The following is a 25,434-nucleotide window of genomic DNA, read 5'->3' as shown; positions in this document are numbered from 1 at the left end:
GAATCTGCTTAACCCTATAATTATTAAGTCTTATTCACCCTTCTCACACGACAGGAATAACATGATGGTCAGTATGAGAACCAGTGACCGGGCCGTGACAGGGCACAAAAAGATCCCCTCAGCCGTCTAACCGCTTGAATGCGCTGATGATGAAAAATGTGTACAAATATTACCGTGTTGTTAACGATATCAGCGCAGCGTCGCCCGCCAGTCGGCATCATTGGCAAACCACTCCACCAGAAAATCCAACATGGTGCGCAAAGTGGCCGGCATTTGCCGGCGTGAGGTGTAAATACCGTAAATCCCCATAGATTGGGGCTGGTAATCCGGCATCAGCTCAATCAGCTCGCCACTGGCCAACAACGGCGCTGCCGAATAATAAGGCTGCATGGAAATACCGGCCCCCTGTACGGTCCCCGCCATCAACACCACGGATTCATTGGCACTGAGATTACCGCTCACCGCGACCGCCGATTTCACCCCTTGGTGATCAAAATGCCACAGGCTTTTACCGAAGTAGGAATACGTCAGACAGTTGTGCAATGCCAGATCTTGTGGGTGACGTGGCGTACCCTGCGCCGCCAGATAAGCCGGAGACGCACAGACTACGGATGCACAGGATGACAATGGCCGAGCGATTAAATTGGGATCCAGTTCATTCGTGATACGCAATGCCAAATCAATGCGCTCTTCCACCAAATTCACCGTGCGATTATTCATTTGCAGATCCACCGCAACCTGCGGGTGGCGCTTGAGGTATTGCGCAACCGCCCCCACCAGCACCGTCTGACCCAAGGACTGCGAACAGGTGATGCGCAGCAAGCCACGCAGTTCGTCGCTCTGTTCACTTTCAACCAGATCAATCTCACCTGCCAGCGCCAGCATCTGTCGGCAACGCTCCAATGTGCGCTCTCCGGCGTCAGTCAGACTAAGCTTACGGGTAGTACGGTGCAGTAAACGTGCGCCGGCCCATTGCTCCATCTGGGCGAGATAACGGGTCACCATCGCTCGCGACATTTCCAACGTTTCTGCGGCGGCAATCATGCTGCCACGGTCAACAATGGTGATAAAAACCTCAGCTGCGGTAATGCGATCCATGATTCGTCCGATTTACGCAATGAATAATTGCTTATTATCCGGTTTTTCTATCGCTTTATGCAACCTAACATCTGTACAACATTAATCGCGACTCAAGGATCTCTAACCATGTTTAACAAATCATTATTGACTCTGGCCTTCGCCGGCATCACGGCCTTCAGTGCCTACGCCACTGCGGCCAATACCCTGACCATGGAAGTGTACAATCCAGGCGAGAAAAGCGTGTTCCCTGTGTCATCTGAAATCATCAGCGGCAAACACGAAGTGGCCTTGATCGATGCCCAGTTCCAGCGCAACGACGCGGAAGAACTGGTGAAAAAGATCAAAGCGACCGGTAAAAAACTGACCACCGTCTATATCAGCCATTCAGATCCTGATTTCTACTTCGGTCTGGACGTCATTAAGGCCGCTTTCCCACAGGCAAAAATCATCGCGTCACCTGGCACGATCAAAGAAATCAACGCAACCAAAGACGGCAAAGTCGCGTACTGGGGCCCGATCCTGAAAGATAACGCACCAAAAGCGGTCGTTGTACCTCAGGCGTTGCAGGGTGACAGTTTCACCGTTGACGGCCAGAAAGTGGAAGTGAAAGGCCTGACGGGCCCAACACCAGAGCGCACCTATGTGTGGATCCCCGCGCTGAAGGCTGTCGTGGGCGGTGTTCCCGTTGCCGGTGACAATATCCACCCGTGGGTCGCCGATAACCAAACGGTTGAATCACGTGCACACTGGCAACAAACGCTGGAAGGCATCAAAGCATTGAAGCCAAACGTCGTTGTTCCTGGTCACTTCCTGCCGGGTGCCGATCAGACACTTAAGTCCGTCACCTTTACCCAGAATTACCTGACCACGCTGGAAGCTGAGCTGCCGAAGACCAAAAACTCTGCAGAACTGATTGCGGCGATGAAAAAGCATTACCCGAACCTGAAAGATGAATCGAGTCTGGAACTGAGCGCCAAAGTGCTGAAAGGCGAAATGAAGTGGCCTCAATAAGCGTGCAACAAAAAGCAGGCTAAGGCGTTATTGATTGCACAGATAAGTACCTGACCTCTTCCAGGTGGCAATGCTGCCGCCTGGAAGACAAGAGGTATAACGAGGAATAAAGATGACCGGCACGACTCTGCATTATATTTTCGATCCGCTGTGTGGCTGGTGCTATGGCGCTGCCCCACTGGTAAAAGCGGCCAAAACTATTCCAGGGCTGACCATCGCCCTGCACGCTGGCGGCATGATGACCGGCAACAATCGCCGTCAGATCACGGACGAATGGCGCAACTATGTCATTCCGCACGATAAACGTATTGCGGAGTTAACCGGGCAACCTTTCGGTGAGGCCTATTTCAACGGGCTACTGCGTGACACCACCGCAGTCATGGACTCTGAGCCGCCAATTACTGCAATACTGGCGGCCCAAGCGCTGGCAGGGCGTGGGCTGGATATGCTGCATCGCATTCAAGAGGCGCATTATAAGGAAGGCCGACGTATCGCCGACACGCCGGTGTTGGAAGCCTTGGCGAAGGAGTTAGGCTTAGCCTCTGCGCCGTTCATCGCCGAAATGCGTTTTAACGCCGGTGCGCCGACCGCCCAGCACATTGCGCAAAGCCGGGCGCTTTTGGCCAAAATTCACGGTCAAGGGTTCCCGACCTTTGCGTTGGAAGACAGCGAAGGTCATTTGCGCCAACTCCCTGTGGGTAACTATCTGGGCAATGTCGAGGCCTGGAAAGAGTTGCTCAGTGGTGCCACCACCTGGGCTTAAAGCGGCCACAGCCCCGGGCGTTCATGCGATTGAATACCCGGGGCTCACTATTCAACCCGCACAAAGCGCCCTTCAGCCCGCACGTTAAAGCCAAAACCGCAGTCGCCATGGGTGCGCATGTCCAGCGAATCAGCCCTGAACTGCATGGACACATCACAGGTCGTTGCGTCCTCCGGTTCCCGTTGATGGTACACCGCTTTGCCATGTTCAATCGGTAGCACTTCGGCGAACTCCCCCATATTCGGTCCGTAATACAGGCCCATCTGCGGCATGTAATAGCCGGAATAGCTTATCAGCCAGTGCCCATCCTGCGGTTTGATGTCCACTTCGCTCCATACGCCACGTCCGGCATATTGCCAGTAGACACCGCCGGGCCCGTCCAGCGGTGGCTGCTTCGCTAACCGCTGCTGCAACAGCGTTAGATTATGCCGGGATTTACTGTCTTGCGGCGCCAGCTCTAAATAAGCCCGAGCCTTGAGCAATTCACCTGCATGCATCAGGGCCAACGCCACGTTATTGTAGGCCGTGGCTGTTGCCTGTTCGTCCAGACCACAAAACTCGCTCCAGGCAGCCTGATCGCGGAAAATATCGGCGGCATGCGAATAGTCGCCGCGCTTATAGGCACTGTTCCCCAGTTCAGCGTAGCTCGCCACTTTGTGACAATCGGCATTAATATCCGGCTCATCAATCTGTGCCATAGCCTGGTCGCTAACGAGCACGCCATAGGCCAACAGCAAGGGGACCAACGCCTTCATCACTTATCCTTTCCGCAATAAAAAAACCCAATTTCGGCGCCAGTATAACCGCCATCGGGCATGGCATCACCCCTGACGATTCAGTCGCAATATTTCAAACGGTTAGCTGCGTTAAAACTGCTTACAGTCCAGGTTTGTTTGTTACTTGCCCCCGGCCCATGCTGAAGAAAATGCATAATTTATGGGATCCCATGAACACAACCCCTACCTCCAAACATGCCGTCTGGCAATTGATAAAGCCATTCTGGGTTTCGGAAGAAAAATGGCGGGCCTGGTCGATGCTGATCGCCATCATCGTCCTGTCGCTCGGGTTGGTGTATATCAGCGTATTGATCAACCAATGGAACCAAGTGTTCTATGACGCGCTGCAAAACAAAAACTACCCGGTATTCAAGGCACAGCTGTGGCGCTTTACCTATTTGGCACTCATTTTCATCGTGCTGGCGGTGTATAAAATTTATCTGACACAAGGCCTGCAAATGCGTTGGCGGCGCTGGATGACAGAGAAATTCATGGGCAAATGGCTGGCACATCAGGCCTATTACCACACCGAGCAACAGCAGATCGTTGATAACCCGGACCAGCGTATCGCCGAAGATCTCAACGTCCTGACACAGTACACACTCTCTTTGTCGCTCGGGCTGCTCTCCAGTCTGGTGACACTGTTTTCTTTTATTACCATTCTTTGGCACGTCAGTGGGCCAATGACCTTTATCATTCACCAGCATGCCATCACCCTGCCTGGTTACATGGTGTGGTTCGCCCTCTTGTATGCGGTGCTGGGTTCGCTCTTGATCTGGTGGGTCGGCAAGCCATTGGTCCAGCTCGGCTTTAATCAGGAGCGCTATGAGGCAAACTTTCGTTTCGGCCTGATCCGCATCCGTGAAAACAACGACGCGATTGCCCTGTATCAGGGTGAACCGCGCGAAGCACAACAGTTGGGCGACCGCTTTGACACCATCCGCGCCAACTGGTGGTCAATTATGCACATCACCCGACGGCTCAACATTGCCACTAACTTTTACAGCCAATTCGCCATTGTTTTCCCAATGCTGGTGGCTGCGCCGCGTTACTTCTCTGGCGCCATCGAGATGGGGGGACTCATGCAGATCTCTTCCGCCTTTGGTCAGGTCCAGGGCGCATTATCATGGTTTATCGACGCTTTCAGCGATTTGGCAACCTGGAAAGCCTGTGTAAACCGTCTGGCCGGTTTTAACGCCGCCGTGGATCAGGTACACCATCAGCAACGCGGCATTCAATTGCAGCAGGAAAACGGCCAACCGGTGATCCTCGATCGTCTCAGCCTGCAGTTACCAGACGGCCAGCCTTTGCTGGATCCCACGTCGATGACCCTGAAACGCGGCGAACGCGTGCTGATTGTCGGCCCATCGGGCTGCGGTAAATCCACGCTGCTACGCGCTATCGCCGGTATCTGGCCATATGGCTCTGGTGCGATTGGGCGCGACGCCGCCAGCAGTACCCTATTTTTGCCACAGCGCAGTTATATTCCGATCGGTACACTGCGGGAAGCGCTGAGCTATCCGCATCTTGCAGCCGAATACCCTGATGAGCAGTTGTTGAAGGTGTTGGAAAATTGCCGGCTGAAGCATCTGCAGCGCTGGCTGGATACCAGTGCCAACTGGAGTCAGCGCCTGTCGCCGGGTGAACAACAACGGCTGGCATTCGCCCGCGCCATTCTTACCCGCCCAGACATTTTGTTCCTCGACGAAGCCACCAGTGCGCTGGACGACGAGACAGAACAACTGATGTACTGTTTACTGGTGGATGAGTTACCGCAGGTGACCTTAGTCAGCGTGGCGCACCGCAACAGCGTAGCGAAATACCATCAAAGCTGCTGGCGTTTTAATCGTGTGGAAGAAAACCAACCGGCCCGCATGTCACTGAGCCCACTGCCCATCGCGGGCTAACCGACCGACCGGGCGCCCCCTACCATGGCGGCGCCCGGTTCCTCTCAAATACCGTCGGTTTGCACGTCCTCGCATTTTACCCGGCGTCTTTCATGCCATAGGCTGGTGAGGCCACGCTTGCCGCATGCCAGTGCCACTTCGCGAAACTCGTCCAGACTCAACCCTTCTCGCTCCAGCATCATTTCTGCCGCCAACTGCATATTCACCCCCGTCAGCACCTCACAATCGCCATGCAAGTCCGCCAGTTCACTGGCGCAGCGAAACGGTGAACCACCGAGCATGTCAGTCAGGAACACCACACCGTCCGGTTGCGTCACCTCAGCCAACGCAGCACCCAGCGCCACATTTAACTGGGCGGTGCTCATCTGTTCGGGAAAATTGACCGCGACGCAGTTCTCTTGCGGCCCCACGACCTGCTCAACCGCCTGCAACAGCCCACTGGCGAAGCCACCATGACCGGTAATCACAATGCCTGGCATAGCCCTTTCCTCACAATAAACCGATAAATTTGCCCACGACCCCAATCACCACTGTCACGCCAATCAATTTGACGGGTGAAAAACCCCGCTTCATCAGGAAGAAAATCAGCAGCGTAAAACACAGGGGCAACAGGTTGGGCATAAGCTTGTCCAGCACGTCGGTCTGTAACGCCACTCTGGCCTTGCCGGCATGCATCACCAGCGGGGTAGAAAGGTGAACGTATGAGGCCACCAATGCACCGATTACCGTCATGCCGACAATCGACGCGGCGTGGGATATTCGTCGGGTGTGCGTTTTCAGCAGCGCCAACGCACTGGTGCCGGCCTGGTAACCGTAGTGCGCCAGCCCGAAACGCAAACCGAAGTGGAAAACGTTAAACAGCAAGAGGAAGACGATCGGCCCGAACAGGCTGCCTTCCAGCGCCAGCGAGGCCCCAATCCCGGCACAAATCGGCAGCAGCGTCAGCCAAAACAACGCGTCGCCAATACCGCCCAATGGGCCCATCAGCGCCACTTTTACTGCGCGAATGGTGGAAATCTTCTCCTTGTTTTGCTCCATTGCCAACACCAGTCCGGAAAGGAAGGTGACGTCAAACGGGTGCACATTGATAAACTCCATGTGCATTTTCATCGAGTTGGCCAGGTCCTGTGGATTGCGGTGGATCTTGCGCAAACCCGGGATCAGTTGGTACAGCCAGCCACCGGCCTGCATTCGTTCATAGTTAAACGACGCCTGCAACAGCAACGAACGCCAGGCCATGCGGTTGATATCTCCACGGGTCAACGCCTCAGCGGGTTGACTATCGACGTAGTCGTCCTGCTCGACCTGGCTGGTGGCCAGCGCCTGTGCTAAACGGTGTTCCGCTTTTTGTGCCAGCAGGTCGTCGGAATCATTAAATGCCATCTTCAGCATCCTCCTGTTGTACAGGCTGTTTGAGCGAATCCGCACCGGCCCGTTGACTGTTAAAGAAATCGATCAGTGCGATCGCCAGCGCACCCAGCGCCACGGCCAGAATGGGCAATTTCAGGAAGGTGACGGAAATGAAACCGAGGATGAAATAGGCCACGTAGGTTTTTTTCATCATCACTTTCATCAGCAATGAGAAACCAATCGCCGGCATCATACCGCCCGCTACCGCCAGGCCATCCAGGAGCCAAACCGGTGCTTTTTGCACCATGGCGCTGGCCGCATCAGCACCGAAATAAATCGGCAGAAACGCCACCACAAAATAGAACGCAAACAGGATGGTAATACCGAGATAATTCACCCGTTCAATGCCGCGCCAGTTCAGTTCTTTCACCATGCGGTCACAACGGTGCATCATCGGCGAAAACAGCGTAAACAGCAGCGTAATGCAGCCCTGTACTGCAATCGAAAACGGCACTGCAACGCCGATCGCAACCTTGGGGTCAGCCTTGGTCAGAATGGCGAATGCCGTGCCAATCACCCCACCAATCACCACATTCGGGGGCTGAGCTCCCGCCAGCGGCACCATGCCCATCCACACCAGTTCCAATGTGCCCCCGACCAACAGGCCGGTGTAAACGTCCCCCAGAATCAGACCAACCAGCGGCCCCAGCACGACCGGACGATGGAAGTGGGTCAGACCGTCAAACAAATCGACCCCTGCCAATCCTGCCAATAGTGCAATCAATAACGCATCAGTCAACATGATTACCCCCGACCTCAAAACAACAGTTTGCCGATCGCCTCACCCGCTTCATCCGGCACCCGGCGTACCTCACACTCGACACCCAGCGCTGCCAACTCACGAAAAGCGGCAACGTCATCGTCATCCAGTGAGACCGTTTTATGCACCTGTCGCTTCCCCTCGGCGAAATGCATATTGCCGACGTTCACGAAACGGATCGGCACCCCGCCCTGCACCAGCTGCAACACATCCTGCGGCGTTTTACACACCAAAAAGATCTTCTGCCGATCTGCCGCCTTGTGGATCACGTCGATGGTTTTCTGCAGCGTGAAATAGCGCGTCTGTACCCCTTCCGCCACCACCATGTCCATCAGGTTCTGTTGCACCGGATCGGCGGCGGCCTCGTCGTTGGCGACCACCACCAGATTCGCCCCCAAAGTATTGGTCCAGGTCACACCGACTTGGCCATGCACCAGGCGGTTATCGATACGCGTCATCAGGATATTTGGCATTTCAATGCACCTCCGGGTAACAGGCGGCATGGTAATCATCGAGCACCTGCGTCACCTTGTGCATCACCCAATCCTGCGGATCCTGGCTCAATTCACCCGCATTCATTGCACGGGCCTGATCGGGCAGATATTGACTCAACAGCGCCAACGGGACCGGATGACGGCGCAAATTGTCGACCAGGTGTTCCACTGCCTGCTGAACCTGCGGCTGCGGCCAGTAGTAACGCACCCGATCGCTCAGGCTGTAGTGGCGATCGAGATATTGTTGATGCGGGTTGCCGTGATAATAACGACTCCACTGCTGCGGCTGTTCGCGCATTACCTGTTCCAGCGTGGCGCAAAGCTGCGCCGACTGATGCTCGCCCAGCCATTCGCGTTCGATATGGTCAAGGGCGAACAACGCCTCGCGCAGTGCAAAGGTCAACGCCGGGCCGACTTTCAGGATAGCGAAGTGATCGCCCACCAATTGCCGGTAAGCCTGAGGCGGTTGGTAATCCGTTGAGTGTGCCTCGTAGACCATGCCCGGCTGCTTTTCGATAAAGTGGCTCAGCGCTTGGGCTCGTTGCGGCTGGTAGTGTTCTACGCTGTGATGATCAAACTCGACACCCGGCTGCACCACCAGCGCAATGGTTCGCGTCCAGGCATCGACCAATTCAGCGCGTTGCCACGCCAGCCGGTGTACGTCCAGCGTTTGCTGTACGGCCTGCGGCGTAGTGACCTGCATGCCTTCCAGCGCTTCCTGTGCGCCACCGGGTACCGGCACTTCTGTACCGATGACATAGACCGGCGCCTCACCGCCGCTTTCCTGCCAGGCGCGTTCCGCGACGGCACACAATCGTGCAGCACGGATGGCCACCGTTTCATCATTCAGAGGGAAGGGATCGCCAGCGCAAGACATGGAGCAATCAAGGTGGATTTTACGAAAGCCGGCACGGACATAATCGTCGATGAGCCTTTCTGCCAGCATCATCGCTTCTTCAGCCGGGCGATCCTGCCAGGCATTCGGGCCGAGATGATCGCCCCCTAACCAGAGACGATCCCGTGCCAGCCCCACGTCATCGGCCAGCAGCCACAGGGCATCGCGGAATTGCGCCGCGGTTTGGCCGGTGTAACCGCCAAACTGATTGACCTGATTCGATGTGGCTTCCACCAGCACGGGTGTACCACGCTCTTTGGCCTGCCGCAGGGCTGCTTTCAGCACCCAGGGGTGAGCGGAACAAACGGAAAATATCCCAACCGGTTTTCCGGCCTTGTGCTGCTCAATAAGCTGTAACAACTGCTGCATGAATCCCCCACGCAGGCGCCGTACTACCGATCGGCGATGACAACCTCCACGCCCAACTCGGTTAACGCCCGCTCGTAATCGTCCGGAAGAAGGCTGTCGGTAATCAGCCGATGAATTTGTCCAGCTTCACGAATCATGCAAAAGCTCTTGCGACCAAACTTGCTGGCATCCGCCACGGCGATGATCTCGCGCGCCACCTCACACATCACACGGTTGAGGTGTGCCTCACCGGGGTGAGGCGTGGTGATACCGGCAGCCAGATCGAAGCCGTCGACCCCCAAAAACAGTTTGTCGAAACGGTACTGGCGCAATTGCTGTTCGGCAGCCGGACCATAGAGCGAGTAGGAGTTGCGGCGCACGCTGCCCCCCAGCACCATCACTTCCACCCCATCGTTGCCTGAAAGCTCATAAGCAATGTTCAGCGCATTGGTCATCACCACCAAATCGCGTCGCCCTTTCAGGAACGGCACGATTTGAGTGGTGGTGGAACCGGAATCGAGAATCAACGCGTCACCATCACGCACATAGCTTGCCGCTACGCTCGCGATCTGCGACTTCACGTCGCGGTTTAACCGCCCCTTGTCATGTAACGGGCGATCGAAGGCAAATTGTTGATTGAGCATGGCGCCGCCGTAAGCCCGCAACGCACACCCTTTTCGTTCCAGAAAGCGCAGATCGTTGCGGATCGTTACCGTGGATACTGCAAATTGCTTGCTGAGCTGCTCCACGCGCACGCTACCGTGCTCGCATAACAGATCGATAATGTGTTCACGTCGTTTTGCGGTATTCACTGGCATGAGCTGCGGTCCTCAGTTTTCCGGCCGGGCCGGGGAGAAGATGGCTTTCGCTCTACTGCGCTGGCATTACAGCAAAGCGAAAGCAATGAAATTGTGATCGGGGTTACAGCGCTGTTTTAGCAGAAAAACTGGCTAAAAACCTTTCGAATCGAAATGAAGTGAAAATTTATAAGCGCAGAAAAAAGCAAAGTGAAATATCAGAGCGGGCGCAGCTGCCGGGGTGAGGAGCCGGATGATAGGCGGAAAACGAAAGCGGCGGTGTAACCGCCTGGCAGGCTGACTTTTAATTCATCAGGTGATCGGGATCACATATTGGCAATTATGCTTCCCCAGCATGGCATCGCAAATGCCCGAATTGCGTCGCCGGCGTTCAAGTGACCTCTTGTCAGGCCGGGGGATCTTCCCCTACACTGCGCGCAGATATCGGCCAAGGGTCGGTACGTAAGCGTTAACGTCAATCAACGCATCATGCTGTGCAGCATTGATTGACTGCATGCCCTGGTGCGAGGAACTCATGCCCCATTCTGCCTTACCCCAAACATCTGCCGCCATAAAACGCCGTCGGTTACGCCATCCATTATTGCTGATCAGCGGCATTATGTTGGTCGCGGCCAACCTGCGCGCCGCGCTGACCAGCGTAGGCCCATTGCTTGAACAAATCCAACAGCAGTTAGCACTGTCCGCTACCGCTGCCGGCCTGCTTAACTCACTGCCACTGCTGCTGTTTGCCGTGCTATCGCCAGTGACTCCCGGCCTGGCCAAGCGTATGGGCATTGAACGCACTCTGGGTATGGCACTATTACTGCTGGTTATCGGCATTGTGCTGCGCTCCCTGCCGCAACACGGCATGCTGTGGCTGGGCAGCGTTTTAATTGGCGCCGCCATCGCATTTGCCAACGTGGTGTTGCCGACACTGGTCAAACGCGACTTTCCGCAGCGTGCCGCGGCGATGATTGCAGGCTATGCCGCCGTAATGTCGCTGGTCGCGGCGACGGCCTCCGGCTTGGCCGTGCCGCTGGCAGCGATGAACGATCTAGGCTGGCGTTTTTCTCTGCTGTGTTGGAGCCTTCCGGCCCTATTGGCATTGATTATCTGGCTGCCGCAGCTGCGACGCCCCGCCACTGCCGTGAGCAGTACCACACCCGGTGTTCAACCTATTCCCTCTCGCTCTCCCTGGGGCAGTGCACTCGGTTGGCAAGTCGCGCTGTTTATGGGCTTACAGTCCATCACCTTTTACACCATTATCGGCTGGTTCAGTGCCTTTGCCGCCAGCCACGGCACCTCGCCACAGCAAGCGGGTTTTGAGCTGTTTATTTATCAACTGGTGGCGATCGCCGCTAACTTCGTCATGGTATTTATTTTGCCGCGCGCACGGGATCAGCGAACTATCGCACTGTGCAGTTCACTGCTGATTTTTACTGGGGTAGCCGGCCTGTTACTGAGGCCTGAAAATTCGCTGGTGTGGCTGATTTTTGCCGGGTTGGGGGCGGGGAGTTCTTTGGTGCTGGCATTGTCCTTCTTTGGCCTACGCAGTAGTCATCATCACCAGGCAACACAATTGTCGGGAATGGCGCAATCGGTAGGCTATCTTTTGGCGGCATTGGGGCCCACGTTATTCGGTTTGCTACACGATCTGACACAAGGCTGGCAGTTGCCACTGGCCATTTTGCTGGGTTTGACGCTGCTGCAGGTGCTGTTCGGCATGTTGGCCGGGCGCAACCGGGTTATTCATTAACACCGGGCCGCGTGGGTTGCTCCGATGTAGGCTCTACAGCGTCGTCTTGCCATAGGTCGTTGATAAACTCACGTTGCTCACGAGTCAACTGCCAGGAAGGGGGGATCTTGGCCGGGCTATCATCCCGGGCGCCCCCCGTCTTCTTTACGCGTTTTTTGTCCATCGACACATTTCCTAAATAAACAGCCAATAAATCACGGCGGCGACGGCCAGCCAAAACATCCCGCAGCCGATAAATACGCATAGCCAAGCTTTACGTTTGATATTTGCATCATCCTTGCTTATCACAGCCACCCCGTATAATAGATTAAATCAATTAAAACGTGATTATTGATCTATTTAAACGATCAATAAAGTGTTTTGTTGCCCTAGTAATTTCACAAACATCTGCTACCTATGCACTTGAGGCGAGGTAGGGATAGAGAAAGGGTCTGGATAATGCGTCATGGGCGGCGAATGTGTGTTGCATTAGTGAACGATGGCGCAGTGTGACACAACACAACAGATCAAAATTAAACCACCGGTAAATAAAGCAATACTCAATTAATTGACTTTATGTAAGGGGAATTTGCGGCAGGTTAAACTGGGGCTGGCTGGAGAAGTGACGTTATATGCTGTGTTCATCGGATAGCGCCATACGCTGACCAACGGCGATTCGGACCGCCAATGCGGCCCGAACGATAAGCCTCAGTCAATCTGCGAAATCGAGTCCCGGCTGGCGCGCTCACGATCGTTGCCGGTCAGCTCGCTTAAATGCCCATCACGCATTTGCAGCAACCTATCGGCATGTTCAAAGTAATGGTCATCATGGCTGATGGCAAAAACCGTTTTTCCCAGTGCGCGTAACTGCGGAAGCAACTCACGGTAGAAGATACGGCGGAATTGCGGATCCTGATCCGCCGCCCATTCATCCAACAGCAGCACATCGCGCTTTTCCGCCACGGCCAGCAGTAACGCCAGACGTTTACGCTGGCCTTGTGATAGTTGCGGATTTGTCACCCGCAGACCATCGAATTGCAGCTTGTCTTTCATGTTCAATCGATTAAGCCAACGTTCTACCAATTCGGCATCCGGTTGCTCCCCCTCTGGCCCCTGCAGGTGGTGGAACGGGTGGAAATCGGTAAAAATAGCGGAGAACAAACGGCGATAATCATGCATATCTGCCGGGGTCTGTGGCACACCGTCCAGCATAATTTTCCCGCTGACCGGTTGATATAAGCCGGTTAATAGCATTGCCAGCGTCGATTTTCCACTGCCATTGCCGCCAATCAGGAATACCAGCTCACCGCGGCGCAGCGTCAGGTTGATAGGCCCGACGGCGAACCCGGCTTTTTGCTCCGTCGCGCCATAGTGGAACATCACATCGCACAGTTCCAGGGTCTGCCAGGCTTTGGGGCTCACCGCAGGAAATGCGGGTTGGTAATCTGCAAGCTGTAACGCTTTGACTTTACCGAAAGCCACCTCTGCGCCAATCAGCGTCGGGAATGCCCCCACCGCCTGCAACAACGGCGTACGCAGGAACAACAACGTCAGTGAATAGGTCGCCGCCACCGCAGTATCAGCCCAGCCCAGGCTATTTGCCATATAGAACACCAGGCCAATCGCGCCCAGCATCATGATATTCGACCAATTTACCGCGCTGAGATGGTAAGTATCCGCGCGGATAATATGGTGTCGATAATCTTCGGCATCGGGCTGGTAGGCTTGCTGGTACAACGCTTTTGCACGATCGCGGTTCAGCGTCAGCTCTTTACGGCCATCAATTGCAGATTGGTAATGTTCATAAAGGCGTTCTTCCGCTTCACGCACGTTGGTCAGGTGGCGATACACGCGAGACACTAAACAGCCGCTACCCAATACCGTTACAGCAACCCATATCGCGGTGACCACCAACATCTTCGGTGACAACCACCCCAGATAGGCCGCCGATCCCAACGTCAAGACTACCCCTTGCACCAGCTCCGGCAAGCGCACAAAAGCAATCGTGATATTACGAATATCACTGGACAGGCTTGCCAGTAGCGAAGCGCTGCCCAGCTGTTCTATCCGCTCAATATGCGTATCCAGGATGCGCTTGACCAGTTGGCCACGCAGTCGGAACACGAAATGATGGCCGAGCGTGGTCAGCGCTAGCTGTGAGCCCAGCGTTACCGCCATCAGCAATGCCAATAAACCGAGGAATTCGGGTAATACGGCCAGAGGGTTGCCCGCTACCGTCATCAGCCGCAAATTTATAAAGGCGATGATACCTATGCCCAACGCCGCGCTGGCCATGGTTAACGCCATTACCGCCAAAAACGGCCAGCGATACTGGTGGTACACCACCCGTAGCAACTCCATGAAGAACCCTTACCCTAAATCTTGAGATGGCAGGCATTGTAAGCGGCACAAAAGTGATATCAATAACAATTCTCATATTGTCTCTGGTGATGGCACTCTGGCCGCAAAAATGCCCATCTCCGCGGAGGATGAGTTTCAGGCGCAGAGATAACGCGTCGATCGAGGCGCACAAACTTGCCAACAAAGATGCCGCTTCAAGTATGACGGGTATACACTGAGCGTTGCTCTGGGATGAGGAAAACACCAACTGATGCTGCCCACACATGAATATGCCAACGACCTGATCCTGTTTGCTCTGATAGTTGACTGCGGTTCTTTCAGCAAAGCCGCTGAAACGGCCGGCATCACCAGCTCGGTGGTCAGTAAACGTATCGGCCGACTGGAAAAATCCCTTGGCGCACGCCTGCTATACCGCACCACCCGCAGCCTGACGCTGACGGAAAACGGCCAAAGCCTATACCATCAGGCCAAAGAGATTGGCGCTCAAATTCAGCAAGCCCTGAACGTTGTCAGTGAAAAAAGCGACGAGTTGACCGGCGTGATCCGCATGTCGGTCCCGACGATTTCAGGGGAATTGCTGCTGAGTGAGAGCGTGGCAGAATTCTGCGCCCGCCATCCCAATCTGAAGGTTGAGATGCGGCTCGAGAATCGCTTCGTTGATCTGGTTAATGAAGGCATTGATTTGGCTATCCGTACCGGCACCCTGCCAGATTCAAGCCTGATTGCTCGCCCTATTCTGGATTCACGCTGGGTGATCGTCTGCTCACCAGGCTATTTGCAGCAGCATCCTGAGCCTCACTCGGCCGATGAGCTACTCCAGCATAATTGCCTGACCTACACGTATCAGGAAAGCGGGACCGACAACTGGTTGATGAAACAGCCAGGCAGCAGCAAAATTTATGAGTTACAGGTTAATGGCAACCTGTCCGCCAATAATGCCAGAGCAATCCGCAAGGCCGTGATCGGTGGTTATGGTATTGCCATGGTGCCGCGCTGTATGGTGTATGAGGATTTACAGGATGGAAAACTGGTGGAAATTTTGTCTGGTCACTGCGGCAAAGTATTAGGCATTTACGCTGTCTATCCCTATACCCGTAATTTACCGCTAAAAACCCGACTTCTGATTGAACATATCATCGCGTCTTACCAAAGCATCAGCCACTATTTTTGAACCAGATCACATAATTATTCCAAGCGGGCCGATAGCGCCCGCCAGGGATTACGTCACTTTTGAATATAATCTATTGATGATTATTGTGTAATTAATGTGAGCCAGCACATTCATCATATAAAAAACAAACCTATCGCATTGATTTTAAATCAAATAAAAAAACCCTCAATACGCACACCGCCAACAATAACGTGATGAGGCTGCCCTTCTTTTCAATACCGGATAATTGCTGAATGGAACATCACCCAAGGTTGTGATTAGAATGAAAATGTTGCGGTAATTAACCTTTCGGCTACATACAGCCACAAATAACAATAATAACCCTGAGGCTTTTATGTCCCTGCTTTTCAGTATTGCGCCCATCGTCCTGCTGATCTGGATGATGACCAAAAAGAACGGTGTTCCCTCCTATTTTGCGCTACCGCTGACAGCGGCTGCCGTGTATGCCGTACAACTGTTTTGGTTCGATAGCCTGCCACTGCTGTTGCATGCCAATATCATTACCGCATTGGTTTCGGTTTTCACGCCAATTACCATCATTGCCGGCGCTATTTTGCTCAATAAGCTGATGCAGATCAGCGGGGCAGAAAACGTGGTGCGGAACTGGCTGGAAAATATCAGCCCTAACCCGGTCGCACAGTTGATGATCATCGGCTGGGCATTTGCCTTTATGATTGAGGGGGCCAGCGGTTTTGGTACCCCCGCCGCCATTGCAGCCCCGATCCTCGTCGGGTTAGGCTTTAACCCATTGCGCGTAGCCCTGCTAACGCTGGTCATGAACTCTGTCCCCGTGTCGTTCGGTGCCGTCGGCACACCCACCTGGTTCGGTTTCGCCAATTTGGGGCTTCCCGATGCCGACCTGTTGGACATTGGCCGCCAAACCGCATTAATCCACTTTGTCGCTGGGTTTGTTATCCCGTTGCTGGCACTGCGTTTTATCGTGTCCTGGCATGAGATTCGCCGCAACCTGCCCTTTATTTTGCTCAGCGTCTTGAGTTGCACTGTGCCTTACTTGCTGTTGGCACAGGTTAACTATGAATTTCCTGCACTGGTTGGCGGCGCGATTGGCTTGATGCTGTCAGTGCTATTGGCACGCGCCGGGGTTGGCCTGACACGCAGCGAAAGCAAAACATCCTCTCAACCTGTGCCATTCGTGCAGGTCATCAAAGCAATGACCCCAACGCTGCTGCTGATTGCTATTTTGATAGTCACGCGTATTCATCAGTTGGGAATTAAGGCACTGCTCAACAGCAATGCACCTTTATGGAATGGCAAACTCGGCGGCTTGGGCGAGCTGCGCATCAGTGATGCCCTGATCATTGAATTACAACAGGTATTAGGTACGTCTGCTGCCGCAAGCTACAAAACGCTGTATGTGCCTGCATTGATTCCTTTTTTACTGGTGGTTTTGCTGTGCATTCCCCTGTTTAAGCTAAACGGCAAACAGGTAAAACAGATGTTTACAGAAACCGGGGGGCGCATAGCCAAGCCCTTTATCGCCCTGTTTGGCGCTTTGGTAATGGTCAATCTGATGATGCAGGGTGGCGACAAGGCGCCTGTGATCCTCATTGGCAAAGCACTGGCCTCGCTCACGGGGGAAAGCTGGCTGCTGTTCTCTTCGTTCCTCGGTGCCTTGGGTTCGTTCTTTTCAGGTTCCAATACCGTGTCCAATCTAACATTTGGCGGTATTCAGCATTCCATCGCCATGAGCAGTGGGCTAAACGTCAATCTGACGCTGGCTCTGCAATCCGTTGGCGGCGCCATGGGCAACATGGTGTGCCTGAACAATATTATCGCCGTCTGCTCAATCCTTGGGATCAGCAATGCTGAAGGAAAAATTATAAGAAAGACCGTGTTGCCCTTGCTGGTGTACGGGGGGATCGCCGCCGTTATGGCGCAGATCCTGACTTTATGAATGTAAAAGCACGTTATCGAAATAAGGTAAAAATATGATCATCTCCGCATCAACCGATTACCGGGCCGCAGCACAGGCTAAGCTTCCGCCTTTTCTGTTCCATTACATTGACGGCGGAGCCTACGCGGAGCATACGCTACGACGCAATACCGAAGATCTTGCAGGTATTGCCCTGCGCCAGCGCATACTGAGAAATATGTCAGACCTCAGTCTGGAAACCAGCCTGTTTGGTGAAAAACTGGCAATGCCGGTGATCCTCGGCCCCGTCGGGCTGACGGGAATGTACGCCCGCCGCGGTGAAGTGCAGGCAGCCAAAGCCGCGGCGCAGAAAGGCATTCCCTTCACCCTGTCTACGGTTTCAGTCTGCCCCATTGAAGAAGTGGCACCGGCAATCGATCGACCGATGTGGTTCCAGCTGTATGTATTGAAAGATCGGGGTTTTATGCGCAATGCGCTGGAGCGCGCTAAAGCTGCAGGGGTAAAAACCCTGGTATTTACTGTCGATATGCCCGTGCCTGGCGCGCGTTATCGTGATGCACACTCAGGGATGAGTGGTCCCAATGCTGCCGTGCGACGCATACTGCAGGCCGTGACGCATCCACAATGGGCCTGGGATGTCGGGCTGTGCGGCAAGCCGCATGATTTGGGCAACGTCTCGGCATATCGCGGCAAACCGACCAACCTCGAAGATTATATCGGCTGGTTAGGCGCCAATTTCGATCCCTCTATCTCGTGGAAGGATTTGGATTGGATCCGTGAGTTCTGGCAAGGCCCAATGATCATCAAGGGTATTCTGGATCCCGAAGATGCCAAGGATGCAGTGCGATTCGGTGCCGATGGCATTGTGGTCTCCAACCACGGTGGCCGACAGCTCGACGGCGTGTTATCGACGGCCCACGCATTGCCAGCGATTGCCGACGCGGTGAAAGGCGATATTACACTCCTCGCCGACTCTGGTATTCGCAATGGGCTGGACGTGGTACGCATGATTGCACTGGGCGCAGACGGTGTATTGCTGGGGCGTGCCTTTGCCTATGCCCTCGCGGCAGCCGGGCAGGCGGGTGTCGCCAACCTGCTCGAACTGATCGATAAAGAAATGCGCGTCGCCATGACGTTGATCGGTGCGAAAACCATCGCGGACATTAACGCCGACTCTCTGGTGAGTAACCGCTGATTACAGCGGTTGTACCCCATCGGGGTAGCTGTTGTAACTCATCTTGTGAATGAAAGCGCCGGCGGGGGACACTAGCACCTTGCCGGCGGCATCCAGACCCAGAAATATCCCTGTGCAGCGGCCAAGGGTAAAGTCGAAAAAGAACACCGAGCAAACCGGGATAATCTTTTCACGGAAGGTGAACAAATACTGCTCTTCCGCAAATTTATAGTATGTGGCGTAATCCATATCACCGTGACCAAACTGCTCACCGCGCAGATTCTGCCAGGCATAGCGCTCAGTATTCACGTAGAAATGTTCGTAATAATGGTTGGGGCTGTAAATATTCAACGTACGGTAGCCAAGCAGCTCACGGGTCAGGTGCGGCGCCAAGCCGCTCGGCGTAATATCCACCCGATGACCCACACTGAATGTTTGGCCCAACCGGGAACCATTCGTCACCTGTTGTTCAGGCAACAGCGTGCTACGCACCATCAACACCCGCCCGCTATCCGCGTTGAGCACCAATGTCAGGCATTCATTTCCCGGTTTCTGCAAAGGAATATTAAAGAAGTATTGTGATGGGCAAGTACGTACCTCCTCGTAAGCGTCTTCCCCTTGTTCTCCCTGCCAAGTCCAGTGCAGCCGTTGTTGATCGGCACTGAAATGCAACGTCATCTCTTCACCCTGTTCAAACACCATCTGCAACGTTTTGCCACGCCAGTCTTGGGTCGGTGGCAGGCGGTTGGTATCAATCCCCCTGGCGAAATCGTCATAGTTCTTCCACTCTGGCTCGGCGTTCTGGTTCAATACTGACGGATTTAAAGACATGCTCGTTCTCCTTGCGTATAGGGGGCAAAAGACTGTTTCAGACGTCGGCGACACCCTGACTTTTCAACGTTCTTCGGCTAACCACTGCGGGAGCCGTTTCATCGAGAAAACAACTTAAGACCACGGCGCAAGCAGCCCCAATGGCTGCCAGCCACATCACACTGACCAAGCCATAACGATCGGCGATAAAACCTGCGGTAAAAGGTGCCAGGCAGCCACCAATGACTTCACCAATGCCCATCACCAGTCCCAGCGCGGTGGCAATACGGGCTTTTGATACGGTTTCTGAAGGGATCGTCGCCATAAACAAGGTGAAGCAGCCCAAACCGGTATACGACAGAAACACCAACCCACCCAAAAGCCACAGGTTATCGACGTAACTCAGAAACAGTGGGCAGCAAATCGCCAGCAGTGAGAAGAAAATTAATGTCGGTTTACGGCCGATGCGGTCTGAAATTGCCGGCACCGCAACGCCCCAGAAAACCCAGGCCACGCCGATAGCGCTCATGATGCCGCCCATTGCCCCTTCGCTGAAGCCACGCGCGGTCACCAGGAAACTGGGCGTAAAAGTAATAATGACCATAAACCAGGTGACGAATACGCAAGAAATCAGGATGCACAACACCACGTTTTTAATTTTGAACAGCTCGATGTAAGCGGCCTTTTCCAACCGATCTTTTGCCGCGGGTTCGTCAACAAAAGACGGATTCTTTTTGCCGTCGACATATTTATAAATTAACCAGGCCAGAATAATCCCCGGTAAGGCTGTCAGATGGAAAGCCATGCTCCAGCCCCACTTTTGAGCCAGATAAATAATGAGCGGCGGCGCGATAATGCCCCCCAATAACCCCGGTGCGGCCCCCTGGATCAATCCCATATTGAATCCACGCCGCTGCGGTTGTGATTTTTCTACCATCAATGACTGTGCAATCGGCAATACGGGCCCTTCAGCAATCCCCATCAACGCACGGAATATCAGCAACATGGCGAAACCGTTAACCCACCCCGACAAGGCAGAAAAGAGAGAAAACACCACAATAGAGGCAATGAGCATGGGCTTGCGGATATTAAAACGATCGGCAATCGCGCCTAATCCTGCTCCCGACAATGCCCAGGTCAGCGCCAATACGGCAGACAACGTGCCAAGGTGCACATTACTCAGCTGCAAATCGGCAGCAATCATAGGGAATAAGAAAGATATGGTTAAACGATCAACAAAAACGCAGCCAAAAACGAAAAAGAGAATCACCAGTAATCTGTTTTCTTCATTGACTCCCGAACCATACCCCGTCGATTTCTTCATGATGTGCTCTGCCTGTTAGTAAGCTCATAAATGACGATTTGCTTGTTCGCAACCCCTGAGTGACAAGCCAAAATAACGGGCCATTCTTTTTTCGAGGTTGTTGTTAATATGTTAACGATTTAAATTTATCGCAAGCGAGCGGGCTGTCAACTGGGCTATGGCGGCGGCCAGGAAATCTTGAAAGTGGGTACATTACAGGTGGGTTATTATTAACATTGTTTATTTTACTGCACTGTTATTTCTCTATTTACATCTCTCAACCGGTACTCTTTACGCCATCAAATTGCGTTGGCTTGTCACTTTCATAAATATATTAACGTTTCACATGTTAGATTTGTTTATTATTTAATTTAACGCGTCGATATTTCGAATCATTTTTATCTATTGAATTTATGCCATTTACCCAGCATTAACGTTATTCATTAACTCCATTGGGTAAGCCATTCACCGGACATTACATTAACGTGACTGAATCGTAAAAATACCTGTAGCGTGACGTGAATCACAGCAATACACCCGACCACAATGCTTTGCAGGGGTGATTGGGACGATTTATCACGGCTGAATTATCAACGGATGAAAAATCCGTCGGCAAACGCGCCGCGCAAATAATGACTGAATTCCGTTACCACTCGCGACACCTGGGGCGCATAGGGCCGTACGACATAAAGGCTGTCTGCAAAGGCATTGACCGGCCGCCAATCAGGCAGTACCTCTATTAGCCTTCCGTCTGCCAGCGCCTGTTGTGCACTAAAGTCCGGCAGCAGAGCAATCCCCAAGCCTTCAGTGGCCGCATCCCGTATCGATTCGCTGTTATTGGTCGCAAACGGGCCACTGACGGGCACGTGAACCTTTTCCACGTTGCCTTGCTGTGGGTGTTTGGTGACAAAACGCCAGCCGGGCTGTTCCCCTTTACGCGGGTAATAAAGACATTGATGCACCTGCAGATCGTTCGGCGATAGCGGCATCCCCTGACGTTTCACATAGTCTGCCGACGCCACCGCCAGCGTTTCAGTCTGACAAAGGCGCCAGGCGACATGCGTTTCGGGCAAGTTATCACTGTGGCGAATGGCCAAATCAAACCCTTCGGTGGTTAATGACACCAGTCGATCAGAAACCTCAAGCTGGACCCGCACCTCAGGGTTGGCATGCAGAAAACCGGTAATTCGCGGTACCAATTGCTGGCGAGAAAACGCCACCGGCGCTGTCACCCGAACAGTGCCACGTAGTGGCCCGCCGGCATCACAAATACCAGAAAAACTCTGCTTTATTTGCGCAAAAGGCTGGCGTAGCTCTTCCACCAACCTCAATCCCGCCTCGGTCAGTCTGACACTGCGGGTGGTACGCTGTACCAATGGCACCCCGGCCAGCGTTTCGATCTCTTTAATTTTTTGGCTCATTGCCGCTTTGCTGACATCCAGCCGCTCTGCCGCCCGGGTAAAGCTACCCTGTTCAGCCAATACGGTGAGCCAGTGCAAATGGGTCCACAAGGTTTCTATTTTGGGTTTTTTCATCGTGACTGTTCAGTTATATAAACAATGAATTCAAGTATAGCGCTTCTTCCCACAGGGGTGCATGGCTAAGATGGGCTCTCAAAGGCGATGATAAAACGCTGCCCTGCACCTCCATGAAATCATTAACTCACTGACAGGATTATGAAAATGCCATTACTTATCTTTGACGTTATCGAGGGCCGCAATGAAGCCGAACTGAAAACGCTGCTCGACGCCGCCCACCGTGCCGTACTCAGCGCCTTCGACGTGCCGCAGCGCGATCGCTACCAAATTGTTCATGAAAACAAAGCTCACCATTTGGTGATAGAAGACACGGGCCTTAATTTGACCCGCACTCGTAATCTGGTGGTCGTTCGGGTGATCACCAGCCCGCGGCCTGAAGAACAGAAACAGCGATTTTATGCTGAACTCAGCCGTGAACTGCGGGAAAGCTGCGGGATTGAAGGCAATGACTTGATGGTCTCAATTACCACTAACAGCAAGGGCGACTGGAGTTTCGGTAATGGCGTGGCACAGTACCTGACCGGCGATCTTTAACCCTTGTGATTCCCCAGGCTAAGCCGCCTGGGGATGTGTATCGTCAGGGCTGCTGTTCGTCGTTATATTGGTTTTGCCACATGGCGGCATAGCGGCCATTGCTGGCCAGCAAGGCCTCATGCCGCCCACGTTCGACGATTTCCCCCGCCTCTAGCACGATGATTTCATCAGCATCAACGACCGTGGACAGGCGGTGCGCAATGACCAGCGTCGTATGATCGCGGCTCACCTCGCGCAAGTGCGCCTGAATCTCGCGTTCAGTCTGGGTATCCAGTGCACTGGTTGCCTCATCAAACACCAGAATCGCGGGGTTTTTCAGGATAGTGCGAGCAATCGCTACCCGCTGTTTTTCCCCACCGGAAAGCTTAAGCCCACGCTCACCCACTCGGGTTTCATACCCGTCGGGCAGACTGACGATAAAGTCATGAATATGCGCCAATTTGGCTGCCCGTTCGATCTCTGCCTGGCTTGAGCCCGTTTTACCGTAGCCGATGTTGTAGCCCAGCGTATCGTTGAATAACACGGTGTCCTGCGGCACGATGCCAATCGCCCCACGCAGACTGGCCTGCTTCAAACTGCGGATATCCTGGCCGTCAATCGAAATGGTGCCATTGTTCACATCATAGAAACGGAACAACAGCCGGGACAGCGTAGACTTGCCGGCACCCGAGGCCCCCACCACAGCCACCGTGTGGCCCGCTGGAATGGTAAAGCTGACATTTTTCAGGATGGGACGGCGCACATCATAGCCAAAACTGACCGAATCAAAGCACACTTCACCGGCTTTCAACCGCAGCGCCGCTGCATCTGGTTTATCGACAATCTCCTGCTCTTCCTGCAGCAAATCGAACATGTTTTCCATATCGATCAACGCCTGCCTAACTTCAGCATAAATAAAGCCGAAGAAGTTGAGCGGCTGATAGAGTTGCAATAGATAGGCATTCACCAACACAAAGTCGCCGACCGTCATCCGCCCCTGCACGATACCCTGTGCCGCCATCGCCATCATCACGATCAACCCGATAGAGATAATGGCGGTTTGCCCGAGGTTGAGGGCGGTAAAACTGAACTGGTTCTTAATCGCGGCGTATTCATACAAGCGGCGCGACATGTTGAAACGGTCTGCCTCAAAGTCTTCGTTACCGAAGTATTTGACCGTCTCATAATTGAGCAGGCTGTCGATAGATTTGGTATTGGCATCGGCATTGGCTTGGTTGAGTTCGCGTCTAAAACGCGTACGCCAACTGACCGCCATCACGGTGAACAGAATATAGCAGCCGACCGTCGCTAAAATTGCCAGAGCAAACCAGCCGTTTAGCAAATGCCACATAATCACCGACACCAGGGTGATTTCAAACAGGATGGGGAAAATGGAAAACAACAACCGCGAAAGCACTGTCGCTACGGCCTGAGTACCCCGTTCAATCGATAACGATAGCCCGCCAGTCTGGCGCTCCAGATGAAAGCGTAGGCTCAGCGCATGCAACTGCCTAAACACTCGCAGCCCTAACAACCGGGTAGCATTCTGACTGACGTGCACAAACATCACGTTGCGCAGCTCTTCAAATAACGCCGCGCCAACGCGCGCAACGCCATAAGCCAGGATCAAACCAATGGGTATGGCCAGCATTTTGGCCGTTTCGCCGCTCAAGGCGTCGATCATGGCTTTGTACGCCAGGGGGACTAACGTCGTGCTTACCTTAGATATCACCATGAAAACAAAGGCGATAACCAAGTAATAACGTAACTTCAGATTATCTTTGGGCCAGAGATAAGGCAGCAAAAATTTCAGTAAGCGGGAGCGGTCTATCATTGGGTATCTATTATCTCAGTCAACATAGCCGCATTGGCTTTTATCTATTCTGGCACGTCTGCCATGAAAAACCTTATGGAATCCACCCACACAGCTCTTTTGGATCCCAACAAAATAGATGCCGTTTCGAAGCATCATCCCCAAAGTGGCGTGTTCCACTATAATTGTCAGTGAAACTGTACAGGACATTCAAAACAAGGGAGTTCTATCATGCTAAACATGGGCCATCGTCATTCGTTGATTATCGATGAACAGAGTTTAAAGAAACAACGTACCCCGCTGTTAATCATCTCAATATTGTTGCTATTGGGCGGCCTTTTCTGCCTGTTCAGCCCCTTTGCCTCCGGCGCGGCGATCAGTGTGGTCGTGGGTATTTTCTTGTTGCTAAGCGGCTTTGCACTTATTTTCGGTATGATTGCCAACCGGCTGCAAAATACCTGGCCGATGATCGGCGGCATTCTGCTCGGGGTGGCTTATCTTATTATCGGCTACGTATTTATCACCCACCCTGCAGTCGGTATTTTCGCCATGGCGGTTTACCTCGCCGTCTTGTTTGCATTGGGTGGGATTGTACGGTTGATCGCCGGATATAAACTGCGCGAGCTTCCGGGAAGCTGGCTGCAATTTGTGATTGGCATTTTGGATCTGGCCATTGCCTGGCTGTTGTTCAGCGCTGACCCAATGACATCAGTGGTACTGGTCACCACCATTGTGGGTATCGAAATGCTGTTCAGCTCGTTCAGCTTATTCCAGGTTGCCCGGCAGCTGAAACGCGCATGATCTCTCAGCGGAGCTACCCCGCTCCGCTTTCTCTGACATTTGGCTGCCCAGCCACACAATTAGGTTGGTACTTCGGCAGC

Annotated in this window: 24 protein-coding genes; 9 read left to right on the top strand and 15 right to left on the bottom strand. The window is 53.5% G+C overall.

What is annotated here, in order from left to right; genetic code table 11:
- Positions 1–189: 189 nt before the first annotated feature.
- On the bottom strand, positions 190–1,098 hold the full coding sequence (locus JOE25_RS23915; protein WP_209639743.1) for a LysR family transcriptional regulator: 909 nt from the start codon (positions 1,096–1,098) through the stop codon (positions 190–192).
- A 108-nt stretch (positions 1,099–1,206) separates the two neighbouring features.
- Here JOE25_RS23915 and JOE25_RS23910 point away from each other — a divergent pair, with 108 nt between their 5' ends.
- Together JOE25_RS23910 and JOE25_RS23905 are read left to right on the top strand one after the other, a co-directional pair.
- Positions 1,207–2,091, top strand: coding sequence for an MBL fold metallo-hydrolase (locus JOE25_RS23910; protein ID WP_209639740.1), 885 nt, complete (start codon positions 1,207–1,209; stop codon positions 2,089–2,091).
- Positions 2,092–2,203: 112 nt separating this feature from the next.
- The gene (locus tag JOE25_RS23905; RefSeq protein ID WP_209639737.1) at positions 2,204–2,854 is read left to right on the top strand and encodes a DsbA family protein; all 651 of its coding nucleotides are present in this window, start codon (positions 2,204–2,206) and stop codon (positions 2,852–2,854) included.
- A gap of 47 nt (positions 2,855–2,901) precedes the next feature.
- On the opposite strand, the gene JOE25_RS23900 is transcribed toward JOE25_RS23905, so the two are convergent.
- Complete coding sequence (locus JOE25_RS23900; RefSeq protein ID WP_209639734.1) at positions 2,902–3,609, bottom strand: tetratricopeptide repeat protein; 708 nt, start codon at positions 3,607–3,609, stop codon at positions 2,902–2,904.
- Between the two features lie 191 nt (positions 3,610–3,800).
- On the opposite strand from JOE25_RS23900, the gene JOE25_RS23895 reads away from it, so the two are divergent.
- Complete coding sequence (locus tag JOE25_RS23895; RefSeq protein ID WP_209639731.1) at positions 3,801–5,537, top strand: ABC transporter ATP-binding protein/permease; 1,737 nt, start codon at positions 3,801–3,803, stop codon at positions 5,535–5,537.
- 44 nt (positions 5,538–5,581) lie between these two features.
- On the opposite strand, the gene agaF is transcribed toward JOE25_RS23895, so the two are convergent.
- From agaF to agaR, 6 genes are read right to left on the bottom strand one after another with little or no spacing between them, the layout of a single operon-like run.
- Complete coding sequence (agaF, locus tag JOE25_RS23890) at positions 5,582–6,016, bottom strand: PTS galactosamine/N-acetylgalactosamine transporter subunit IIA (protein WP_209639728.1); 435 nt, start codon at positions 6,014–6,016, stop codon at positions 5,582–5,584.
- A 10-nt stretch (positions 6,017–6,026) separates the two neighbouring features.
- Positions 6,027–6,920: a PTS system mannose/fructose/sorbose family transporter subunit IID gene (locus JOE25_RS23885; RefSeq protein ID WP_209639725.1), complete on the bottom strand. Its 894-nt coding sequence runs from the start codon at positions 6,918–6,920 to the stop codon at positions 6,027–6,029.
- The gene (gene agaW / locus JOE25_RS23880) at positions 6,910–7,689 is read right to left on the bottom strand and encodes a PTS N-acetylgalactosamine transporter subunit IIC (protein WP_209639722.1); all 780 of its coding nucleotides are present in this window, start codon (positions 7,687–7,689) and stop codon (positions 6,910–6,912) included. The genes JOE25_RS23885 and agaW overlap by 11 nt, the downstream gene beginning before the upstream one ends.
- A gap of 14 nt (positions 7,690–7,703) precedes the next feature.
- Positions 7,704–8,180: a PTS N-acetylgalactosamine transporter subunit IIB gene (gene agaV / locus JOE25_RS23875; protein ID WP_037418370.1), complete on the bottom strand. Its 477-nt coding sequence runs from the start codon at positions 8,178–8,180 to the stop codon at positions 7,704–7,706.
- A 1-nt stretch (position 8,181) separates the two neighbouring features.
- On the bottom strand, positions 8,182–9,465 hold the full coding sequence (locus JOE25_RS23870; RefSeq protein ID WP_209639719.1) for a D-tagatose-bisphosphate aldolase, class II, non-catalytic subunit: 1,284 nt from the start codon (positions 9,463–9,465) through the stop codon (positions 8,182–8,184).
- A gap of 23 nt (positions 9,466–9,488) precedes the next feature.
- Positions 9,489–10,262: a transcriptional repressor AgaR gene (gene agaR / locus JOE25_RS23865; protein WP_037418365.1), complete on the bottom strand. Its 774-nt coding sequence runs from the start codon at positions 10,260–10,262 to the stop codon at positions 9,489–9,491.
- A 514-nt stretch (positions 10,263–10,776) separates the two neighbouring features.
- Between agaR and JOE25_RS23860 the strand changes: the two genes are divergently transcribed.
- Positions 10,777–11,997, top strand: a complete 1,221-nt coding sequence (locus JOE25_RS23860; protein WP_209639716.1) for an MFS transporter — start codon at positions 10,777–10,779, stop codon at positions 11,995–11,997.
- On the opposite strand, the gene JOE25_RS23855 is transcribed toward JOE25_RS23860, so the two are convergent.
- From JOE25_RS23855 to JOE25_RS23845, 3 genes are all read right to left on the bottom strand, one after another.
- A complete protein-coding gene (locus tag JOE25_RS23855) occupies positions 11,987–12,160 on the bottom strand; it encodes a hypothetical protein (RefSeq protein ID WP_209639713.1) in 174 nt (57 codons plus the stop codon). The genes JOE25_RS23860 and JOE25_RS23855 overlap by 11 nt on opposite strands.
- Positions 12,161–12,171: 11 nt before the next feature.
- The gene (locus JOE25_RS23850) at positions 12,172–12,285 is read right to left on the bottom strand and encodes a YmiA family putative membrane protein (RefSeq protein WP_209639711.1); all 114 of its coding nucleotides are present in this window, start codon (positions 12,283–12,285) and stop codon (positions 12,172–12,174) included.
- 399 nt (positions 12,286–12,684) lie between these two features.
- Positions 12,685–14,337: a multidrug ABC transporter permease/ATP-binding protein gene (locus JOE25_RS23845; protein WP_209639709.1), complete on the bottom strand. Its 1,653-nt coding sequence runs from the start codon at positions 14,335–14,337 to the stop codon at positions 12,685–12,687.
- A gap of 250 nt (positions 14,338–14,587) precedes the next feature.
- Between JOE25_RS23845 and JOE25_RS23840 the strand changes: the two genes are divergently transcribed.
- The 3 genes from JOE25_RS23840 (at position 14,588) to lldD (ending at position 18,597) form a co-directional block, all read left to right on the top strand.
- Complete coding sequence (locus tag JOE25_RS23840; protein ID WP_209639706.1) at positions 14,588–15,508, top strand: LysR family transcriptional regulator; 921 nt, start codon at positions 14,588–14,590, stop codon at positions 15,506–15,508.
- A 334-nt stretch (positions 15,509–15,842) separates the two neighbouring features.
- A complete protein-coding gene (locus tag JOE25_RS23835) occupies positions 15,843–17,423 on the top strand; it encodes an L-lactate permease (RefSeq protein WP_209639703.1) in 1,581 nt (526 codons plus the stop codon).
- Positions 17,424–17,457: 34 nt separating this feature from the next.
- Positions 17,458–18,597, top strand: coding sequence for an FMN-dependent L-lactate dehydrogenase LldD (gene lldD, locus JOE25_RS23830; protein WP_209639701.1), 1,140 nt, complete (start codon positions 17,458–17,460; stop codon positions 18,595–18,597).
- Here the strand turns inward: lldD and JOE25_RS23825 are convergent, their stop codons facing one another.
- The 3 genes from JOE25_RS23825 to JOE25_RS23815 all read right to left on the bottom strand — a co-directional run bounded on the left by JOE25_RS23825 (position 18,598) and on the right by JOE25_RS23815 (position 22,224).
- Positions 18,598–19,407, bottom strand: coding sequence for a MoaF C-terminal domain-containing protein (locus JOE25_RS23825; RefSeq protein WP_209639698.1), 810 nt, complete (start codon positions 19,405–19,407; stop codon positions 18,598–18,600).
- A 37-nt stretch (positions 19,408–19,444) separates the two neighbouring features.
- A complete protein-coding gene (locus JOE25_RS23820; RefSeq protein WP_209639695.1) occupies positions 19,445–20,710 on the bottom strand; it encodes an MFS transporter in 1,266 nt (421 codons plus the stop codon).
- 569 nt (positions 20,711–21,279) lie between these two features.
- The gene (locus JOE25_RS23815; protein ID WP_209639692.1) at positions 21,280–22,224 is read right to left on the bottom strand and encodes a LysR family transcriptional regulator; all 945 of its coding nucleotides are present in this window, start codon (positions 22,222–22,224) and stop codon (positions 21,280–21,282) included.
- A 147-nt stretch (positions 22,225–22,371) separates the two neighbouring features.
- Between JOE25_RS23815 and JOE25_RS23810 the strand changes: the two genes are divergently transcribed.
- Positions 22,372–22,761 carry a tautomerase family protein gene (locus JOE25_RS23810; RefSeq protein ID WP_209639689.1) on the top strand — a complete coding sequence of 130 codons (390 nt, stop codon included), beginning with the start codon at positions 22,372–22,374 and terminating at the stop codon, positions 22,759–22,761.
- 43 nt (positions 22,762–22,804) lie between these two features.
- Here the strand turns inward: JOE25_RS23810 and JOE25_RS23805 are convergent, their stop codons facing one another.
- A complete protein-coding gene (locus JOE25_RS23805; RefSeq protein WP_314592620.1) occupies positions 22,805–24,571 on the bottom strand; it encodes an ABC transporter ATP-binding protein/permease in 1,767 nt (588 codons plus the stop codon).
- Between the two features lie 213 nt (positions 24,572–24,784).
- Between JOE25_RS23805 and JOE25_RS23800 the strand changes: the two genes are divergently transcribed.
- The gene (locus JOE25_RS23800) at positions 24,785–25,354 is read left to right on the top strand and encodes an HdeD family acid-resistance protein (RefSeq protein WP_209639683.1); all 570 of its coding nucleotides are present in this window, start codon (positions 24,785–24,787) and stop codon (positions 25,352–25,354) included.
- Positions 25,355–25,434 lie beyond the last annotated feature (80 nt).

The sequence above is a fragment of the Serratia sp. PL17 genome (assembly GCF_017832355.1).
Lineage (GTDB): Bacteria > Pseudomonadota > Gammaproteobacteria > Enterobacterales > Enterobacteriaceae > Serratia.
Note: the sequence above shows the minus strand (reverse complement) of the source record. Positions and strands in the feature narration are given on the sequence as shown.

What these genes read in the sequence shown, in the direction of transcription:
- JOE25_RS23835 (WP_209639703.1), top strand. Translation starts at nt 15,843, where the DNA reads ATGTCCCTGCTTTTCAGTATTGCGCCCATCGTCCTGCTGATCTGGATG.
- JOE25_RS23905 (WP_209639737.1), top strand. Translation starts at nt 2,204, where the DNA reads ATGACCGGCACGACTCTGCATTATATTTTCGATCCGCTGTGTGGCTGG.
- JOE25_RS23885 (WP_209639725.1), bottom strand. Translation starts at nt 6,920, where the DNA reads ATGGCATTTAATGATTCCGACGACCTGCTGGCACAAAAAGCGGAACAC.
- agaF (WP_209639728.1), bottom strand. Translation starts at nt 6,016, where the DNA reads ATGCCAGGCATTGTGATTACCGGTCATGGTGGCTTCGCCAGTGGGCTG.
- lldD (WP_209639701.1), top strand. Translation starts at nt 17,458, where the DNA reads ATGATCATCTCCGCATCAACCGATTACCGGGCCGCAGCACAGGCTAAG.
- JOE25_RS23900 (WP_209639734.1), bottom strand. Translation starts at nt 3,609, where the DNA reads ATGAAGGCGTTGGTCCCCTTGCTGTTGGCCTATGGCGTGCTCGTTAGC.
- JOE25_RS23910 (WP_209639740.1), top strand. Translation starts at nt 1,207, where the DNA reads ATGTTTAACAAATCATTATTGACTCTGGCCTTCGCCGGCATCACGGCC.
- JOE25_RS23855 (WP_209639713.1), bottom strand. Translation starts at nt 12,160, where the DNA reads ATGGACAAAAAACGCGTAAAGAAGACGGGGGGCGCCCGGGATGATAGC.
- agaR (WP_037418365.1), bottom strand. Translation starts at nt 10,262, where the DNA reads ATGCCAGTGAATACCGCAAAACGACGTGAACACATTATCGATCTGTTA.
- JOE25_RS23870 (WP_209639719.1), bottom strand. Translation starts at nt 9,465, where the DNA reads ATGCAGCAGTTGTTACAGCTTATTGAGCAGCACAAGGCCGGAAAACCG.
- JOE25_RS23815 (WP_209639692.1), bottom strand. Translation starts at nt 22,224, where the DNA reads ATGAAAAAACCCAAAATAGAAACCTTGTGGACCCATTTGCACTGGCTC.
- JOE25_RS23845 (WP_209639709.1), bottom strand. Translation starts at nt 14,337, where the DNA reads ATGGAGTTGCTACGGGTGGTGTACCACCAGTATCGCTGGCCGTTTTTG.
- agaW (WP_209639722.1), bottom strand. Translation starts at nt 7,689, where the DNA reads ATGTTGACTGATGCGTTATTGATTGCACTATTGGCAGGATTGGCAGGG.
- JOE25_RS23810 (WP_209639689.1), top strand. Translation starts at nt 22,372, where the DNA reads ATGCCATTACTTATCTTTGACGTTATCGAGGGCCGCAATGAAGCCGAA.
- JOE25_RS23915 (WP_209639743.1), bottom strand. Translation starts at nt 1,098, where the DNA reads ATGGATCGCATTACCGCAGCTGAGGTTTTTATCACCATTGTTGACCGT.
- JOE25_RS23895 (WP_209639731.1), top strand. Translation starts at nt 3,801, where the DNA reads ATGAACACAACCCCTACCTCCAAACATGCCGTCTGGCAATTGATAAAG.
- JOE25_RS23840 (WP_209639706.1), top strand. Translation starts at nt 14,588, where the DNA reads ATGCTGCCCACACATGAATATGCCAACGACCTGATCCTGTTTGCTCTG.
- JOE25_RS23820 (WP_209639695.1), bottom strand. Translation starts at nt 20,710, where the DNA reads ATGAAGAAATCGACGGGGTATGGTTCGGGAGTCAATGAAGAAAACAGA.
- JOE25_RS23800 (WP_209639683.1), top strand. Translation starts at nt 24,785, where the DNA reads ATGCTAAACATGGGCCATCGTCATTCGTTGATTATCGATGAACAGAGT.
- JOE25_RS23825 (WP_209639698.1), bottom strand. Translation starts at nt 19,407, where the DNA reads ATGTCTTTAAATCCGTCAGTATTGAACCAGAACGCCGAGCCAGAGTGG.
- agaV (WP_037418370.1), bottom strand. Translation starts at nt 8,180, where the DNA reads ATGCCAAATATCCTGATGACGCGTATCGATAACCGCCTGGTGCATGGC.
- JOE25_RS23860 (WP_209639716.1), top strand. Translation starts at nt 10,777, where the DNA reads ATGCCCCATTCTGCCTTACCCCAAACATCTGCCGCCATAAAACGCCGT.